Consider the following 17,306-nt stretch of genomic DNA (forward strand, 5'->3'; position numbering starts at 1 on the left):
CCGGTCGGTTGCGGTTCCGGGATTGGGTTGAAAATTTGGCGGTTACAGCACTTCAAATACCCCGGCCGCACCCATGCCGCCGCCGATGCACATGGTGACGCACACCCGTTTGGCGCCGCGCCGCTTGCCCTCGATCAGCGCGTGGCCGGTCAGGCGCTGGCCCGAGACGCCGTAGGGGTGGCCGAGCGCGATCGCGCCGCCGTTGACGTTGAGCCGCTCGTTGGGGATGCCGAGCCGGTCGCGGCAGTAGAGCACCTGCACGGCAAAGGCTTCGTTGAGCTCCCACAGGTCGATGTCATCGACCTTGAGGCCCAATTTGGCCAGCACCTTGGGCACGGCAAACACCGGGCCGATGCCCATTTCGTCGGGCTCGCACCCGGCCACGGCAAAGCCGAGGAAGCGGCCCAGCGGCTGCAAGCCCTGTTTTTGCACTAGGCTTTCGTGCATCAGCACGCAGGCGCCGGCGCCGTCGCTGAACTGGCTGGCGTTGCCCGCCGCCACCAAGCCGCCAGGCAGCGCCGGTTTGATGCCGCTGATGCCCTCGCGCGTGGTGCCAGCGCGCAGGCCTTCGTCTAGGCTCACGCTGATTTTGCGCGTGATCAGGCCCAGGGTTTTGTCGGCCACGCCGGCGCGCACCTCGATGGGCGCGATCTCGTCGGCAAAGCGCCCTGCGGCCTGTGCGGCGCAGGCTTTTTGCTGGCTGGCGGCACCGTATTCGTCCATCGCCTCGCGCCCGATGCCGTAGCGCTGCGCCACCTGTTCGGCGGTTTGCAGCATGCTCCAGTAGATCGCCGGTTTGGCCTGCTGGAGCGCCGGGTCGATCAGCATGTGCTGGTTCATTTCCTGCTGCACGCACGAAATGCTCTCGACACCCCCGGCGACATAGACCTCGCCCTCGCCGGCGATGATGCGCTGCGCCGCCAGCGCGATGGTTTGCAGGCCCGAGGAGCAAAAGCGGTTCACCGTGAGGCCGGAGGTGCTCACCGGGCAACCGGCGGCGAGCGCGATCTGGCGCGCGATGTTCATGCCGGTGGCCCCTTCGGGGTTGGCACAGCCCATGATCACGTCTTCGACCGCGGCCGGGTCGATGCCGGCGCGGGCAATGGCATGGCGCACCGCATGGCCGCCCAGCGTGGCCCCATGGGTGAGGTTGAAAGACCCTTTCCAGCTTTTGGCCAGCGGGGTGCGTGCGGTGGATACGATGAGGGCGTGGCTCATGGGCTGATGCTCCAGATTCGGTTGCGGCTGTGGGCCGGTGATTTAGCCGGTGAACGTGCGGCCTTCGGCGAGCAGGCGCTCGATCAACGGGGCGGGCTGCCAAAAGGCGCTGTCGTCGTAGGGGTTGCGGGCAAAGCGGCGCATGGCTTGCACCACGTTGCACAGGCCGTACTGGTCGGCGTAGTGCATTGGGCCGCCGCGCCAGACCGGGAAGCCGTAGCCGGTGAGGTACACCATGTCGATGTCGCCGGCCTTGGCGGCGATGCCCTCTTGCAGCAGGTGCGCGCCTTCGTTGACCAGCGCAAACACCAAGCGCTGCACGATTTCTTCGTCGTCGATGGCGCGCGCCGTGCGCCCCAGGCTCTGGCAATGCTGGGCGAGCAGTTGCTGCACCAGCGGGCTGGGGATGGGGTCGCGCTTGCCCGGGGCGTAGTCGTACCAGCCGGCGCCGGTTTTTTGGCCAAAACGCCCGAGTTCGCACAGCAAATCGGCGGTTTTGCTGTAGCGCACCTCAGGCTTTTCCACGTAGCGGCGCTTGCGGATGGCCCAGCCGATGTCGTTGCCGGCCAGATCGCCGACGCGAAACGGCCCCATGGCAAATCCGAACTGCTCCAGCGCCCGATCGACCTGCTGCGGCGTGCAGCCCTCGTCGAGCAAGAAGCCGGCTTGGCGCACGTACTGCTCGAGCATGCGGTTGCCGATGAAGCCGTCGCACACGCCCGAGACCACGCAGGTTTTTTTGATCGTCTTGCCCAGCGCCATGACGGTGGCCAACACGTCGGGGGCGGTTTGCGCGCCGCGCACCACTTCGAGCAGCTTCATCACGTTGGCGGGGCTAAAGAAGTGCAGCCCGACCACGTCCTGCGGGCGCCGGGTGAAGCCGGCGATGCGGTTGAGGTCCAGCGTCGAGGTGTTGGAGGCCAAAATGGCGCCGGGCTTCATGACCGCATCGAGCTGTTTGAACACTTGCTCCTTGACGCCCATGTCCTCGAACACGGCTTCGATCACCAGATCGGCGTCGGCCAAGTCGGCGTAGCTCAGGGTGCTGCGCAGCAATGCGAGGCGCTGATCGAGCTTGTCCTGCTTGAGCTTGCCCTTGCTGACTTGGGCCTGGTAGTTTTTGTGGATGGTGGCCAGCCCGCGATCGAGCGCGGCCTGCTGCTGCTCGAGCAACACCACTGGGATGCCGGCGTTGAGGAAGTTCATGGCGATGCCGCCGCCCATGGTGCCGGCCCCGATGACGGCCACCGAGCGGATGGCCCGCATTGGGGTGTCGGCGGGCACGTCGGCGATTTTGCTGGCGGCGCGCTCGGCCGCGAACACGTGGCGCAGCGCCATGCTCTCGGGCGTGTGCATCAGGTTGACGAACATTTCGCGCTCCAGCGCCAACCCGTCTTCGAAGGGCTTGTGCGTGGCCAGCTCCACGGCGTCGATGCACTTGAGCGGAGCCGGGTAGCGCGGCGCCATGCCCTTGGCCATGTTGCGCGCAAACTGGAAATAGGCCTCGCCCTGCGGGTGCTGGCACGGCAGATCGCGCACCCGTGGCAGCGGCGTGCCGTCGGCGTGGCGCTGCGCCACCTCGTGCGCCAGCGCCAGCGCTTCGTCGAGCAGCGTGTCGTTCGAGGCGGCGATGCGGTCGAACAGCTTTTGCCCTGGCAACTGGGCCAGCAGCTCGCTGGCCACCGGTTCACCGCTGACGATCAGGTTCAACGCCGGCTCTACGCCCAAGGCGCGCGGCAGGCGCTGGGTGCCGCCGGCGCCGGGAATCAGGCCCAGCTTGACTTCGGGCAGCGCCATGCGCGTGCCCGGGGCGGCGATGCGGTAGTGGCAACCCAGCGCCAGCTCCAACCCGCCGCCCATGCAGATGCCGTGCAGGGCCGCTAGCACCGGCTTGGGCGAGGACTCGCAGGCGCGGATCAGGCCGTGCAGATTGGGCTCTTGGTAGGCCTTGGGGGAGCCGAACTCTTTGATGTCGGCGCCGCTGGAAAACAGCTTGCCGGCCCCGGCGAGCACGATGGCCTGCACCGAAGGGTCGTCCTGCGCCCGCTGCAGCGCCTGCACCGCGGCGCGGCGCGTGGCCAGCCCCATGCCGTTCATGGGCGGGTTGTCGAGCGTGATCACGGCCACTGCGCCGTGGGTTTGGTAATGCGCGGTCATGCGGTCTCCTGTAGGGGGGTGGCAAGGCAGCTGCGGGCGGCAAAAAAGCACGACCGTTCGCTCGCTGGAGATTTTACAAAGGCGTGGGGGCGGCGCCTAGTGGCGGCTGTCGCCGGTTTGTCAGGCGCAGCGGCTAGACCTCGAGCCACTCGCGGCGGATGTAGCGGTTTTCTTGCAGGGCGGCCGGGGTGTCGTCGAACACGATGCTGCCGTGGCCCATGACCAGCGCGCGATCCGAAATCTGCAAGGCGATGGTCAGCTTTTGCTCGATCAGCAGCACCGACACGCGCCGGGCCTTGAGGGTTTGCAAAAACGCCGCCACCTGCTCGACGATCTTGGGCGCCAGGCCCTCGGTGGGCTCGTCGATGATGATCAGCTCCGGGTCGCCCATGAGGGTGCGGCACAGGGTCAGCATCTGCTGCTCGCCGCCCGACAGCACCCCGGCCTCGGTGTGCTCGCGCTCTTTGAGGCGCGGGAACATGGCGTACATGTCGTCGAAGCTCCAGCTGTTTTTGCTGCGGCCGCTTTTGACGCCCAGCAGCAGGTTTTGCTGCACCGTGAGCTTGGGGAAAATGTCGCGGCTCTCGGGCACGTAGCCGATGCCTAGGTGCGCCACCTCGTAGGGTTTGCGCCCGCCGATGCGCTGGCCCTTCCAGACGATGCTGCCCTCGGTATCGACCAGCCCCATGATGGCCTTGGCCGTGGTCGAGCGCCCGGAACCGTTGCGCCCCAGCAGGGCCACGATTTCACCCGGCGCAACCTTGAACTGCACCCCATGCAGGATGTGGCTTTTGCCGTAAAAGGCGTGTAGGTTGTCGATTTCCAGCATGTTTGCTCTCTGCGCCTTTTAGTGCGCGGCGGCCAGCACCGAGCCCAGGTAGGCCTCTTGCACCCGCGGGTTGGCGCGCACCGCCTCGGGGGTGTCGAAGGCGATCAGCTCGCCATAGACCAGCACCGCGATCTTGTCGGCGAGGCCAAACACCACGCCCATGTCGTGCTCGACCGTGAGCAGGGTCTTGCCCTCCGTGACTTCGCGGATCAGGTCGATGAAGCGCTTGGTCTCGCTTTTGCTCATGCCCGCCGTGGGCTCGTCGAGCAAGACCACGCCGGCGCCCCCGGCGATGGTGACGCCGATCTCGAGCGCGCGCTGCTCGGCGTAGCTCAGGTTCATGGCCAAGGTGTCGCGTTTTTTCTCCAGCCGCATGAGGTGCAGCAGCGCATCGACGCGCTCGATCACGTCTTCGAGGTCGGCCAGAAACTTGAGGAAGGTGTAGCGGTAGCCCAGGCTCCAGAGCACGGCGCAGCGCAGGTTTTCGAACACGCTCAGCTTGGGGAACAGGTTGGTGATCTGGAAGCTGCGGCTCAGGCCCATGCGGTTGATGGCGTAGGCCGGTTTGCCGTCGATGCGCTGGCCGTTGAGCCAGATTTCGCCGCTGCTGGGCCCAAAGCGCCCGCTCATCAGGTTGAACAGGGTCGATTTGCCGGCCCCGTTGGGGCCGATGATGGCCACCCGCTCCCCAGCGGCCACGGCCAGATCGACGCCACGGATGATCTCGCTCTTGCCAAAGCGCTTGCACACGCCCTTGAGCTCGATCGCATACGGTGCGGCGCTGCTCATGCGGTCTCCCGGCGTTTGATTTCTTTTTCGATGTCGGTCTGGATCGCGGCCCACTGCTGGCTGAAGCTGCGCCTGCAGAGCTCGAACAGGCCAAAGCTGGTGAGCGCCACGAACACGGCCCCGAACCAGACATCGAGATCGAGCGTGTTGAGCGACATGCCGAGGAACGGCACCACATCACCCATGGCGGTGCCCAGTTGCAGGTGGTAGATCATCTCGATCAGCGCCCCCAGGCTGACCAGCAGCGCCAGCGCCGTGGCCCCGAGCCCGAGGTAACTGGCCCAGAGCTCGCCCAAGCGGCCAAACATGGCCAGGCGCAGGTTCATCATGATCAGCCCGGCGATGCCGCCCGGGGCGTACATCACCATGAAGACGAAGATCAGCCCGAGGTAGAGCATCCAGGCCTTGGTGATTTCGGAGAACATCACGAACGCCAACACCATCAGGATGCCGCCGATGATGGGGCCAAAGAAAAAGGTCACGCCGCCCAGAAAGGCAAACAGCAGGTAGGAGCCGGAGCGGATCGGGCCCACCACCTCGGAGGTGACGATCTCGAACAACACCGCCGCCATGCCGCCTGCGATGCCGGCAAAGAAGCCGGCGATCATGAACACCAGGTAGCGCACGGTTTGCGGGTCGTAGCCGATGAACTCGACCCGCTCCGGGTTGTCGCGCACCGCGTTGATGATGCGCCCCAGCGGCGTGCGGGTGTAGGCAAACATCAGCGCCACGCACAGGAAGGTGTACACCGCGATCAGGTAATAGACCTCGATCAGGGGCCCAAAACTGATGCCCCAAAACGGCTCCCCGATCACGCGGTCGGCCGAGACCCCGGCCTCGCCGCCAAAAAAGATGAAAAACACCATCGAGGCGATAAAGATCAGCTCACCCACCCCGAGCGTGATCATGGCAAAGGCGGTGCCGGCTTTTTTGGTGGTCACGTAGCCAAACAGCAAGGCGAAAAACAGCCCGGCCAAGCCGCCGACGAGCGGGATCAGCGCCACCGCCGGCACCGGCAAACCGGCATCGCCCAGCAGCAGCAGCGCATGCATGGCCACATAAGTGCCCAGCCCGGCATAGACGGCGTGACCAAAGCTGAGCATGCCGCCCTGCCCCAGCAGCATGTTGAATGACAGGCAGGCGATGATGGCGATGCCCATCTGCGCCATCATGCTGATGGCAATGCTGCTGTCGAACACCAGCGGTGCCAACAGCAGCACCAAGGCAAAGAGCGACCAGATGAACCAGCGCCCGACATTGATGGGCCGGAATTGATAATACTTGGTGGCGGTCATGGGCTGCGGTCTTTCAGTGATCGCGGTTGCCGAGCAAACCGTGTGGTCTGAAGATCAGCACCAGCACCAGCAGCAAAAAGGGCAGCAGCGGGGCCGCCTTGGACAGTGTGAAGCGCATGAGCTCGTGCGCTTGCGCCTCGGCCGACAGCGCCACCCCCATGGCCAGCAACATGCTGCCCAGCGATTGGTCGATCGCCACCGCAAAGGTCTGCATGACGCCGATCAGCAGCGAAGCCAAAAAGGCCCCCGCCAACGAGCCCAGCCCGCCCACCACCACCACCACGAACACGATCGCCCCGAGCGTGAGCGCCATCGCCGGTTCGGTGACGAAGGTGCTGCCCCCCATCACCCCCGCCAGCCCGGCCAACCCGGTGCCGGCGCCAAACACCAGCATGAACACGCGCGGCACGTTGTGCCCCAGCGCCTCCACCATTTCGGGGTGCTTCAAGGCCGCCTGAATCACCAGCCCGACGCGGGTGCGCGTGATCAGCAACCAGAGCGAGACCAGCATCAGCAGCGCCACCCCCATGATGAAGGCGCGCGTGGCCGGAAACAGCGAACAGATCGCCGGCCCGAGCGGCTGGCATTGCTCCAGCGCGGCCCGGCCCCAAGCAAAACCGAGGCTGCCGTCGGGCTGGCTGAGCAGCGTGAAGGCCGAACCCTGCAGCAGCTCGGGCGGCCGGAACTCGACCGCGATCCGGCCCCAGATCAGCTGCACCAGCTCCAAGATGATGTACGACAAGCCGAAGGTGACCATCAACTCGGGTACGTGCCCGTACTTGTGCACCTTGCGCAGGCTGTACTTTTCGAACAAGGCCCCGAGCAGCCCCACCAGCAGCGGCACCAGCAACAGCGCGGCCCAAAAGCCCACGATCTGCGAGACCGCAAAGCCCATGTAGGCCCCAACCATATAAAAGCTGGCGTGGGCGAAGTTGAGCACGCCCATCATGCTGAAGATCAGCGTCAGGCCCGAACTGAGCATGAACAGCAGCAGCCCAAAGCTGATGCCGTTCAGCAACGAGATGATGAAGAACTCCATCGGCGCGCTTTCCGGATCAAACCGGGGCGGCCGGGCGTTGCATGGCGCAGCTCGTCGGGGTGCTGGCCACGTAGGCGTCGAAGCGGCGCACCAAGGCCAGCGTCATGCCGGTGTTCTCGGGGCTGTAGGGGTGCTGGGCATCGACGCGCTGCCAGCGCGTCAGAAACAGCGGCTGCTGCAACTGGTGGTCGGCGCGGCGCATTTCCACCGGGCCGCTGAAGCTGTTGAAGCGCAGCCCCGACATCGCGTGCGCCACCCGCACCGCGTTGGTCGAGCGCGCGTTTTGCATCGCCACCCCGAGCGCGTTCAGGATGTGGATGATCGAACCGGTATAAAAATCGTCGTTGAAACGCTGGCGGAACTCGTTCATCCAGGTCTGCATCTGGCCGCCCATGTTGTAGTGGTTGTAGGCGATCTGGTACACGCGGCCTTCGGAGGCGGTGCCCAGCGCCGTCGGGGTGCCGGTGACGCCGGCGTAGTAGGTGAAAAAGCGGCCGCGGTAGCCGGCGTCGTTGGCGGCGCGAATGAGCAGCGTGAGGTCTGAACCCCAATTGCCGGTGATCACCGAATCGGCACCCGAGGCCATGATTTTGGCCACGTAGGGGGCAAAATCGCGCACCTGCGCCAGCGGGTGCAGGTCTTCGCCGACGATCTGGATGTCGGGCCGCTTGCGTGCCAGCATCTCTTTGGCAAAGCGTGCCACTTGGTGCCCGTGGGCGTAGTTCTGGTTGATCAGGAACACGCGCCGGATGGTGGGCTCGCCGCGGATGAAGGTGGTGAGCGCCTCCATCTTCATGGAGGTGTCGGCGTCGAAGCGGAAGTGCCAGAAACTGCAGCGGCTGTTGGTCAGATCCGGGTCCACCGCCGAGTGGTTCAAAAACACCACTTCTTGGCCCGGGTTGCGGCTGTTGTGGCGGTTCACGGCCTCGATGATGGCCCCGGCGATGCCCGAGCTGTTGCCTTGCGAGATGAAGCGGATGCCGCGGCCGATCGCCGCCTGCATGGCGGTCAGCGTCTCGGAGGCGCTGAGCTTGTTGTCAAAGCCCTCGATCTCGAAACGCACCCCGGCCGGGTTGCCGGCGCCGCTGAATTTTTCGGCAAAAAACTGAAAACTGCGCAGCTGGTTGATCCCCACCGGCCCCATCAGACCGGATTGCGGGTCGATCAGTGCGATGCGCACGGTTTCGCCGCGTTGCGCCCACGCCGGTACGGCGGGCAAGGCGCTGGTGAGCAAGGCGGCGGCGGTGAGTTCGCGGCGAGTGAGCTTCATGGGTTTGTCTCCTGTTGGTGGGGTTGTCGCCCATGCAGCTTAGCCACTTATGGGCTCAAACGCTCTAAGGGATTGCCCTAGCTGCTATCGCTTTGGTGACTGTGCCCCCCGCCGCTCACAAACCCGGCAAGCGGTAATCGCGCAACTGCTCCCTTAGCTTCATTTTTTGCATTTTTCCGGTGGCCCCCAGCGGGATCGAGTCCAGAAAGATGACGTCGTCGGGGATTTGCCATTTGGCGATCTTGCCGGCGTAGAAGTCGAGCAGTTGCTCGCGCGTCAGCTCCTGCCCGGGCTTTTTGACCACCACCACCACCGGGCGCTCGTCCCACTTGGGGTGTGGCACGCCCACGCAAGCGGCCATCAGCACCGCCGGGTGCGCCATGGCGATGTTCTCGACGTCGATGGAGCCGATCCACTCGCCACCAGACTTGATCACGTCTTTGCTGCGGTCGGTGATCTGCATGAAGCCGTCGGCGTCGATGGTGGCCACGTCGCCGGTGGGGAACCAGCCGTCGAGCAGCGGCGGCGGGCCTTCGCCACGGAAATAGTCGCGCACCACCCACGGCCCTTTGACCAGCAGTTCGCCCGCCGAGCGCCCGTCCCAAGGCAGCTCGTGGCCGTGGGCATCGACGACCTTCATGTCGATGCCAAAGATCGCCCGCCCCTGTTTGAGGCGGATCTGCATCTGCTCGCTTTCAGGCAGGCTCAGGTGCTGGTTTTTGAGCGTGCACAGGGTGCCCAGCGGGCTGAGTTCGGTCATGCCCCAGGCGTGCAGCACCTCGACGCCGTAGCGCTCCCTGAAGGCGCGGATCATGGCCGGCGGGCAAGCCGAGCCGCCGATCACGGTGCGCTGCAACTGCGGCAGCTTGAGATCGTGCTGCCCCATGTGCGTGAGCAGCATCTGCCACACCGTGGGCACACCGGCGGCAAAAGTCACGCCCTCGCTGGACAGCAGCTCATAGACCGATTTGCCATCGAGCGCGGGGCCGGGCAGCACCAGCTTGCAGCCGACCGCGCAAGCCGAGTAGGGTATGCCCCAGGCGTTGACGTGAAACATGGGCACCACCGGCAGCACGCTGTCGCGCGCGCTCAGGCACATCACGTCGGGCAGGGCCGAGGCGTAGGCGTGCAGGATGGTCGATTGGTGGCTGTAGAGCACGCCCTTGGGGTTGCCGGTGGTGCCGCTGGTGTAGCACAGGCTGGAGGCGCTGTGCTCGTCGAAGCGCGGCCAGTGGTAGCTGCCGCTGTGGCCCCCGATCCAGCTCTCGTAGCTGGCCAATGCGGGCACCTGCGCGACCCCGGGCAAGCTGGCCAGCGCGGCCTGATCACACAAGGCCACCCACAGGCGCACGCTCGGGCATTGGGCGGCGATGGCCTGGACGATGGGCCAAAAGGTGAGGTCGAAGCACAGCACCTGGTCTTGGGCGTGGTTGACGATCCAAGCGATCTGCTGCGGCAGCAGGCGCGGATTGATGGTGTGCAGCACGCGCCCGGAGCCGCTGACGCCGAAATACAGCTCAAAGTGGCGGTAGCCGTTCCAAGCCAGCGAGGCCACGCGCTCGCCTTGCTCCAGGCCCAGCGCATCGAGGGCTTGCGCCAACTGGCGCGAACGCTGCGCTGCCACGGCGTAGCTGCTGCGGTGGATGTCGCCCTCGACCCGGCGCGAGACGATCTCGACCTCGCCGTGGTGTCGGGCCGCGTGTTCGATCAGGTCTGAAATCAGCAGGGGTTGCTCTTGCATCAGTCCAAGCATGGTTTGTGTCTCCGGTGGGTTGTCATGGCGCTATCTTAGTCGCGGCTCATCCCCACCGGCAACGGGGCCTAGCCGCACAGGGGACAATGCCGGCATGGAATTGCAAAGCAGCCGCTTCGAGTCGCTGGGCGCGGCCTTTTACACCCGGCTCGGGCCGCAGCCCTTGGCCGACCCCTATTGGGTGGGCTGCAGCCCCGCCGCCGTGGCCGACCTTGGCTTGCCTGCCGCTTGGCCGCACAGCGCCGCGCACCTGGCCCAAGCCAGCGGCAATGCGCTCGCGCCCGGCGCCTCGCCGCTGGCCAGCGTGTACAGCGGGCACCAGTTTGGCGTGTGGGCCGGCCAGTTGGGCGACGGCCGGGCGCTGCTGCTGGGCGAGCGCGCCGGGCCCGAGGCGCTGTGGGAGGTGCAGCTCAAGGGCAGCGGCCTGACGCCCTACTCGCGCATGGGCGATGGCCGCGCCGTGCTGCGCAGCTCGATCCGGGAGTTTCTGTGCAGCGAGGCCATGCACGCGCTGGGCGTGCCGAGCACGCGCGCCCTGTGCATCACCGGCTCGCCCACGGCCGTGCGGCGCGAGCGCATCGAAACGGCGGCCGTGGTCACGCGGCTGGCGCCGAGCTTCATCCGCTTTGGGCATTTTGAGCATTTTTCGCGGCGCGGGCTGCACGCCGAGCTGCGCGCCCTGACCGAGTTCGTGATTGAACACCACTACCCCGATTGCGCTGCCTGGCCGCAACCGGCGCAGCGCAGCGCCGCGCTGCTGGCAGCCGTGACGCGGCGCACCGCCGAGCTGCTGGCGCAATGGCAGGCGCTGGGCTTTTGCCACGGCGTCATGAACACCGACAACATGAGCATCCTCGGGCTGACGATCGACTACGGCCCGTTCCAGTTCATGGACGGCTTTGATCCGCAACACATCTGCAACCACTCCGACGACAGCGGCCGCTACGCCTGGGCGCAACAGCCGCGCATCGCGCTCTGGAACCTGTACTGCTTGGCGCAAGCGCTGTTGCCGCTGCTAGACGATCTGGAGCAGGCGCGCGCGGCCCTGCAGCCTTTCGAAAACCACTTTGCCGGCGCGCTGCAGCAGCGCCTGAACGCCAAGCTGGGCCTGAGCGAGCTGCGCCCCGACGACGCCCAGCTGAGCGACGACCTGCTGCGCCTGCTGGCCGACGAGCGCGCCGATTTCACTTGGTTCTGGCGCTGCCTGAGCGACGGCGTGGCCGACTATGCACACAGCGCCCGTGTGGCCGACCTAGGGCCAGCGCGTGCGCAGCTGCAGCAATCCGATGCCTTCGATGCCTGGGCGCGGCGCTGGCGCGAACGCCTGCTCAGCGAAGCGGCGCACACGCCGGTACAGGCGCGCGCCCTGATGCGACGCAGCAACCCGCGCCTGGTGCTGCGCAACCACCTGGCGCAAGCGGCCATCGAGGCCGCCGAGCAGCGCCAGTTCGAGCCCCTGCAGCGCCTGCAAGCCGCGCTGGCACAGCCCTACGACGATCTGCCCGACTGCGACGATCTGGCCGCTGCGGCACCCGACTGGGCGGCGCAGATCGTGCTGAGCTGCTCGTCCTGATGTGTGTATTTTTGTAAAACCCTAGCCGTTGCGTTACCGACCATGGAATTTGCCATCCACAAAAGCCCCGAGCAGTGGCGCGAACTGCTGGCCGCCAAAGCGGCCGAGCCGCTGGCCTACGCCGTGACCCGGCAAGCCGCCACCGAGCGCCCTTTCAGCGGCCGCTACGAAGCGCACTGGGCCCAAGGCCGCTACCACTGCATCTGCTGCGGCCAGCCTTTGTTTGACAGCGGCACCAAATTCGACGCCGGTTGCGGCTGGCCCAGCTTCAGCCACGCCCTATCGGGTGCGGTGAGCGCGCGCCGCGACCACAGCCACGGCATGGTGCGCACCGAAACCCTGTGCAGCCAATGCGGCGCCCACCTCGGCCATGTGTTCGACGATGGCCCGGCCCCCACGGGCCTGCGCTACTGCATGAACTCGGCCGCGCTCGAGTGGCAAGCGCCCGACGGCCAGCGTAGCGATAATGGCACCCTGTGATACCCACCCCACCCCCCCCACCCCCTAGCGCCGAAGCGCTGCGCGCCACCTTGCAGCAGAGCCTCGCGCCGCACCTGCTGGAAGTGATCGACGAGAGCGCTGCCCACGCCGGCCATGCCGGGGCCAACGCACACGGCTATGGCAGCCACTTTCGGGTGCGCATCGCGGCGGCGCGTTTTGACGGCTTGAGCCGTGTGGCGGCGCACCGGCTTGTGTATGATGCGCTTCGTCCCTTTATAGACGCAGGCTTGCACGCGCTGGCAATCGAGATTCGACGCTAGTTTGCACGCCACCCTAACGCCTTACTTCTTCGATCCTTCCCCTCAGCCCATGAAACTTCTGCTCACCGCCGTGGCCTTGGCCGCCACCCTCGCCCTGCCCGCTTATGCGCAAAACCTGGCCATCGTCAACGGCAAACCCGTGCCCACGGCGCGCCTGAATACGCTGGTGCAACAAGCCGAACGCGGCGGCCGCACCGTGGACGACGCCATGCGCGCCCAGTTGCGCGAAGAGGCCATCATGCGCGAAATTTTTGCCCAAGAAGCCGAGCGCCGCGGTCTGCGTGCCAGCCCCGAGTTCCGCGCCCAGGTGCAACTGGCCACGCAAACCTTGCTCATCCGCGAACTGTTCGCCGACTTCCAGCGCAAAAACCCGGTCACCGACGCCCAGGTGCAGGCCGAATACGCCAAATTCGCCGCCGCCAACCAGGGCCAAGAGTTCCGCGTGCGCCACATTTTGGTCGAGACCGAGGCCGAGGCCCGCGCCATTCTGGGTGAAATCCGCGCTGGCGCCAACTTCGAAGAACTGGCACGCACACGCTCGCGCGACCCCGGCTCCGCCCCGCGCGGCGGCGACCTCGACTGGGCCGGCGCCGACGTGTTCGTGCCCGAGTTCTCGCAAGCCATGATCAAGCTCGGCAAAGGCCAGCTGAGCGCCGAACCGGTGCGCAGCCAGTTTGGCTGGCACCTGATCCGCGTCGACGACGTGCGCGCTGCGCAACTGCCGCCGCTGGAGGCACTCAGGCCGCAGATCGAGCAAAACCTGATGGAACAGCGCCTGATGGCATTTCAGGAAGATCTGCGCGGCCGGGCGCGGATTCGCTAAAGATCTGCGTTGGGGCGCCGATTGACGCCCTGAATCAACTCCACGGCTTCAGCCGGACTTCAAGCCGCTGGGTGCTTGACCGGAGTCAGCAGTTGGCCCCGCTGGTGGTAGGCGATCAAATTGTCTGCCGCCAGCAGCGCCATACCCAAACGGGTGCCCCGGGTGGAACTGGCGATGTGGGGCGTAAGCACCACGTTGGGCAGCTCCAGCAGCTCGGGCCGCACCTGCGGCTCGCCCTCGAACACGTCGAGCCCGGCGGCGGCAAGCTGGCCGCTGCGCAGCGCGTGCGCCAGCGCCCGCTCATCGACGATGCCACCGCGCGCGAGGTTGACCAAGGTGGCACTGGGCTTCATCTGCGCCAGTTCGTCCGCGGCGATGGTGTGGTGGTTGGCGCTCGTGTAGGGCAGCACCAGCAGCAGGTGGTCGGCTTGGCGCAGCAACTCGGCTTTGCTCACATAGCGGGCGGCGCAAGCACGTTCGGTGGCGGCATCGAGCGGATTGCGGTTGTGGTACAGCACCTGCATGGCAAAGCCGTGCGCGGCGCGGCGTGCGATCGCCTGCCCAATGCGCCCCATGCCCAGAATGCCCAGTGTGCTGTGGTTTACCTCGGCGCCCAGCAGCAGGTCGGCTGACCACTTGTGCCAGCGCCCGGCGCGCAGGTAGCGCTCGCCCTCGCTGATGCGCCGCGCCGTAGCCAGCAGCAGCGCCATGCCGAAGTCGGCCGTGCTTTCGGTGAGCACGTCGGGGGTGTTGCTGGCCTGCACGCCGTGGCGCGCTAGGGCCTCGAGGTCGAGGTTGTTGAAACCCACCGCCATGTTGGCAACCACGCGCAGCTGCGGGCAGGCGGCCAGCACGGTGGCGTCGATGCGCTCACCTTGGGTGGCCAACACCCCCCACTGCCCTTGCAAGCGCTCAATCAGCTCGGCCGGGGTCCAGACCGCGTCGTCGGGGTTGTCGCGCACCTCGAAGTGCGCGCTCAGGCGCTGCAGCACCTCGGGGAACAGACGGCGCGTGAGCAGCACGCCGGGCCGCTGCTGCTTCATTCGAGCCAGGTGGTGAAGGCAGCCACGGGCAGACGCGGGGTGCGAAAGGTGTTGATGGGGTCGCTGGGGTCGGCGTAGCCGAGCGCAAGCCCGCACACCAGCATCTCGTTGTCGCCCGCCCCCACGTGCGGCAGCACGATGCTGGCGTAGCCGTTCCAAGCCGCTTGGGCGCAGGCGTCCAGCCCGTGCGCACGAGCGGCCAGCGTCAGGTTTTGCAAAAACATGCCGGTATCGAGCAGCGAGCCGCCACCCATGGCCTTGTCAATGGTCACAAACAGCCCCACGGGCGCGTCGAAAAAACGGTAGTTGCGCTGCCACTGCGCGTGCATGCGGTCTTTGTCGCCCTTGCCGATGCCCAGCAGGGTGTACAGGCTCAGGCCGTTTTCGCGCCGCCGTTCGATGTAGGGGCTGATCCACTGCTTGGGGTAGTAGTCGTAGGATTCGCGGTATTGCTCGGCCAGTGCCGGGTCGGCGCGCACGGCGTCGTGGGCGGCGCAGACTTTTTGCACCAAGGCGTCCCGGCTGGCCCCCTGCAGCACATACACCTTCCAAGGCTGGGTGTTGGTGCCCGACGGGGCCCGGCTGGCGAGCGCCAGCAGCCGCTCCAGCAGCGGGCGCGGCACCGGTGTGGGCAAATAGGCACGGATCGACTGGCGGCTCTCGATCGCCGCTTCGACGCTGGCGGGGTCGGCCACCACGGGGCGCAAAAAGGGAGGATTCTGGGGGATGGCTGCGGTCATGCGGTGGGGCTCCGATGGTCTGAAGGGCGGGTGCAAGGTCGTGCACCAAGGTGGGGTCGGGATGCATTATGGCGGCTAAAAGCGCGCCCGCCCGGGCCCACAACGCCGCCTAGGCGACAGCCTCTTAAAGCAAACCGGTGAGCACGGCGTGCAAATCCGGCGGCAGCGGCACCGGGCGCCGTGTGGCCCGGTCCACATACACGTGCACGAAGTGCCCCGAGGCCGCGCACAGCGCCGCGCCTTGGGCATACAACCCGACCTGATAGCGCACGCTGGAGCGCCCCAAGTGCGCCACCCGCAAGCCGGCTTCGACCGGTTCGGGAAAAGCCAGCGGGGCAAAGTAGTTGCATTGGGTTTCGATCACCAGCCCGATCACCGCGCCGGCGTGGATGTCGAGCACGCCCTGTTCGATCAGGTAGCGGTTCACGGCCGTGTCGAACCAGCTGTAATAGACAACGTTGTTGACGTGGCCGTAGAGGTCGTTGTCCATCCAGCGCGTCTGGATCGGCATGAAGTGCCGGAACTCGGTGCGCGCCAGCGGGCTGGGGCGGGCCAGAGCGGGGGCCGGTGCAGCGGCTTCAGCCATGGTAGCCGCCCTCCTGCGCCAGGCTCTCGAAGCGCGTGAGCACGTTGAGAAAGGTGAGCTTGACGGTGCCGGTGGGACCGTTGCGCTGCTTGCCGATGATGATTTCGGCCACGCCCGGCTCTTTGCAAGCCTCTTTGGTGTAGTACTCGTCGCGGTAGATGAACATGATGATGTCGGCGTCTTGTTCGATGGCGCCCGATTCGCGCAGATCGCTCATCATCGGGCGCTTGTCGGTGCGGGTTTCGACCGAGCGATTGAGCTGCGAGAGCGCAATCACCGGGCATTGCAGCTCTTTGGCCAGCATCTTGAGGCCGCGCGAGATTTCGCCCAGTTCGGTGGCGCGGTTTTCGTCGCCCGAGGCGCTGCCACTCATCAGCTGCAAATAATCGACCACGATCAGCCCCAGCTTGCCGCACTGGCGCGCCAGCCGGCGCGCGTTGGCGCGCAGTTCGGCCGAGGTCAGCCCCGCCGTTTCGTCGATGTGCAGCGACACGTGGCGCAGTTTTTCGATCGCCTCGGTCAGGCGCGGCCACTCGTCTTCGTTGAGCTTGCCGGTGCGCAAGCGCCCTTGGTGGATGCGCCCGATCGAACCCACGATGCGCACCGCCAGCTGCGCCGCGCCCATCTCCATCGAAAACACCGCCACCGGCAGCCCCTCGTGCAGCGCCACGTGTTCGGCGATGTTGATGGCCAGCGCGGTTTTGCCCATCGAGGGCCGCGCCGCCAGCACCACCAAGTCGCCCGCCTGCAGGCCCGAGGTCATGCGGTCCAGGTCGATGAAGCCAGTCGGCACCCCGGTGATGTCGTTGGGGTTGTCGGCCATCTCCTGCACCCGGTCCATCAGATTGACGACGAGCGAATCGAGCGACTGAAAACCCTGCTTGAGGCGCGAGCCTTCTTCACCGATGTGGAAGATTTTTTGTTCGGCCTCGTCCAAAATGGTGGCCACCGGCCGGCCCTTGGGGTTGTAGGCGCTGCCGGCGATGTCGTCGCTGGCGCCGATGAGTTTGCGCAAAATCGCGCGCTCGCGCACGATTTCGGCGTAGCGGCGGATGTTGCCGGCGCTGGGCACAAACTGCGCCAGCGAATTCAGGTAGGCGAGCCCCCCGACCTCGTCGGCGCGCCCTTGGCCGCTCAGGTGCTCGAAAACGGTGATGACGTCGGCCGGCTTGCCGGCGTTGATCAGCGATGCGATGGCCGCGAAAATGAGCTGGTGTTCGCGCCGGTAGCAGTCGGATTCGACCATCAGGTCGGCGACCCGGTCCCAGGCGCTGTTGTCGAGCAGCAGCCCACCGAGCACGCTGGATTCGGATTCGATCGAGTGCGGCGGCACGCGCAGTTGCGCCACTTGGGGGTCCGGATAAGCCTCCGGGGGCAGATCGTCGAGAGCAAACAAAGCAGACATGGGGCAGAGTACCTTTCAGGGTCTG

General features: G+C 66.3%; 16 protein-coding genes. 4 read left to right on the forward strand and 12 right to left on the reverse strand.

Annotated elements, in window-relative coordinates:
* Window positions 1-42: 42 nt before the first annotated feature.
* The 8 genes from ACVMK0_RS05455 to ACVMK0_RS05490 all read right to left on the reverse strand — a co-directional run bounded on the left by ACVMK0_RS05455 (window position 43) and on the right by ACVMK0_RS05490 (window position 10,350).
* Window positions 43-1,218 (reverse strand): acetyl-CoA C-acyltransferase, encoded by a 1,176-nt coding sequence (locus ACVMK0_RS05455; protein ID WP_476464569.1) that lies wholly within the window; start codon window positions 1,216-1,218, stop codon window positions 43-45.
* Window positions 1,219-1,260: 42 nt separating this feature from the next.
* The gene (locus tag ACVMK0_RS05460) at window positions 1,261-3,375 is read right to left on the reverse strand and encodes a 3-hydroxyacyl-CoA dehydrogenase NAD-binding domain-containing protein (RefSeq protein WP_476464570.1); all 2,115 of its coding nucleotides are present in this window, start codon (window positions 3,373-3,375) and stop codon (window positions 1,261-1,263) included.
* 133 nt (window positions 3,376-3,508) lie between these two features.
* Window positions 3,509-4,204, reverse strand: a complete 696-nt coding sequence (locus ACVMK0_RS05465; RefSeq protein WP_045535640.1) for an ABC transporter ATP-binding protein — start codon at window positions 4,202-4,204, stop codon at window positions 3,509-3,511.
* A gap of 18 nt (window positions 4,205-4,222) precedes the next feature.
* On the reverse strand, window positions 4,223-4,993 hold the full coding sequence (locus tag ACVMK0_RS05470; protein WP_250960810.1) for an ABC transporter ATP-binding protein: 771 nt from the start codon (window positions 4,991-4,993) through the stop codon (window positions 4,223-4,225).
* Window positions 4,990-6,288, reverse strand: coding sequence for a branched-chain amino acid ABC transporter permease (locus ACVMK0_RS05475; RefSeq protein ID WP_250960811.1), 1,299 nt, complete (start codon window positions 6,286-6,288; stop codon window positions 4,990-4,992). Before ACVMK0_RS05475 ends, ACVMK0_RS05470 begins: the two co-directional genes overlap by 4 nt.
* A 13-nt stretch (window positions 6,289-6,301) precedes the next feature.
* Window positions 6,302-7,327 carry a branched-chain amino acid ABC transporter permease gene (locus ACVMK0_RS05480; RefSeq protein ID WP_476464571.1) on the reverse strand — a complete coding sequence of 342 codons (1,026 nt, stop codon included), beginning with the start codon at window positions 7,325-7,327 and terminating at the stop codon, window positions 6,302-6,304.
* A gap of 16 nt (window positions 7,328-7,343) precedes the next feature.
* Complete coding sequence (locus tag ACVMK0_RS05485) at window positions 7,344-8,597, reverse strand: branched-chain amino acid ABC transporter substrate-binding protein (RefSeq protein ID WP_045535647.1); 1,254 nt, start codon at window positions 8,595-8,597, stop codon at window positions 7,344-7,346.
* Window positions 8,598-8,712: 115 nt separating this feature from the next.
* A complete protein-coding gene (locus ACVMK0_RS05490; RefSeq protein WP_476464572.1) occupies window positions 8,713-10,350 on the reverse strand; it encodes a 3-(methylthio)propionyl-CoA ligase in 1,638 nt (545 codons plus the stop codon).
* Between the two features lie 94 nt (window positions 10,351-10,444).
* Between ACVMK0_RS05490 and ACVMK0_RS05495 the strand changes: the two genes are divergently transcribed.
* Genes ACVMK0_RS05495 through ACVMK0_RS05510 form a run of 4 tightly spaced genes read left to right on the forward strand, consistent with a single transcriptional unit; the run spans window position 10,445 to window position 13,507 of the window.
* Window positions 10,445-11,923, forward strand: coding sequence for a protein adenylyltransferase SelO (locus tag ACVMK0_RS05495; RefSeq protein WP_476464573.1), 1,479 nt, complete (start codon window positions 10,445-10,447; stop codon window positions 11,921-11,923).
* A gap of 42 nt (window positions 11,924-11,965) precedes the next feature.
* A complete protein-coding gene (gene msrB / locus ACVMK0_RS05500; protein ID WP_476464574.1) occupies window positions 11,966-12,403 on the forward strand; it encodes a peptide-methionine (R)-S-oxide reductase MsrB in 438 nt (145 codons plus the stop codon).
* Entirely contained in the window at window positions 12,400-12,684 is a 285-nt protein-coding gene (locus tag ACVMK0_RS05505; protein WP_420834899.1) for a BolA family protein, read from the forward strand. Before msrB ends, ACVMK0_RS05505 begins: the two co-directional genes overlap by 4 nt.
* 49 nt (window positions 12,685-12,733) lie before the next feature.
* Window positions 12,734-13,507 carry a peptidylprolyl isomerase gene (locus ACVMK0_RS05510; RefSeq protein WP_476464575.1) on the forward strand — a complete coding sequence of 258 codons (774 nt, stop codon included), beginning with the start codon at window positions 12,734-12,736 and terminating at the stop codon, window positions 13,505-13,507.
* Between the two features lie 59 nt (window positions 13,508-13,566).
* Here ACVMK0_RS05510 and ACVMK0_RS05515 read toward each other — a convergent pair whose 3' ends face one another.
* From ACVMK0_RS05515 to dnaB, 4 genes are all read right to left on the reverse strand, one after another.
* Window positions 13,567-14,550: a 2-hydroxyacid dehydrogenase gene (locus ACVMK0_RS05515; RefSeq protein WP_476464576.1), complete on the reverse strand. Its 984-nt coding sequence runs from the start codon at window positions 14,548-14,550 to the stop codon at window positions 13,567-13,569.
* Window positions 14,547-15,290: a nitroreductase gene (locus ACVMK0_RS05520; RefSeq protein ID WP_045535659.1), complete on the reverse strand. Its 744-nt coding sequence runs from the start codon at window positions 15,288-15,290 to the stop codon at window positions 14,547-14,549. Before ACVMK0_RS05520 ends, ACVMK0_RS05515 begins: the two co-directional genes overlap by 4 nt.
* 124 nt (window positions 15,291-15,414) lie before the next feature.
* A complete protein-coding gene (locus ACVMK0_RS05525; RefSeq protein ID WP_045535660.1) occupies window positions 15,415-15,876 on the reverse strand; it encodes an acyl-CoA thioesterase in 462 nt (153 codons plus the stop codon).
* Window positions 15,869-17,281, reverse strand: a complete 1,413-nt coding sequence (gene dnaB, locus ACVMK0_RS05530) for a replicative DNA helicase (protein WP_045535662.1) — start codon at window positions 17,279-17,281, stop codon at window positions 15,869-15,871. The genes ACVMK0_RS05525 and dnaB overlap by 8 nt, the downstream gene beginning before the upstream one ends.
* Window positions 17,282-17,306: the final 25 nt, after the last annotated feature.

This window comes from Serpentinimonas sp. SSL01, assembly GCF_056323735.1.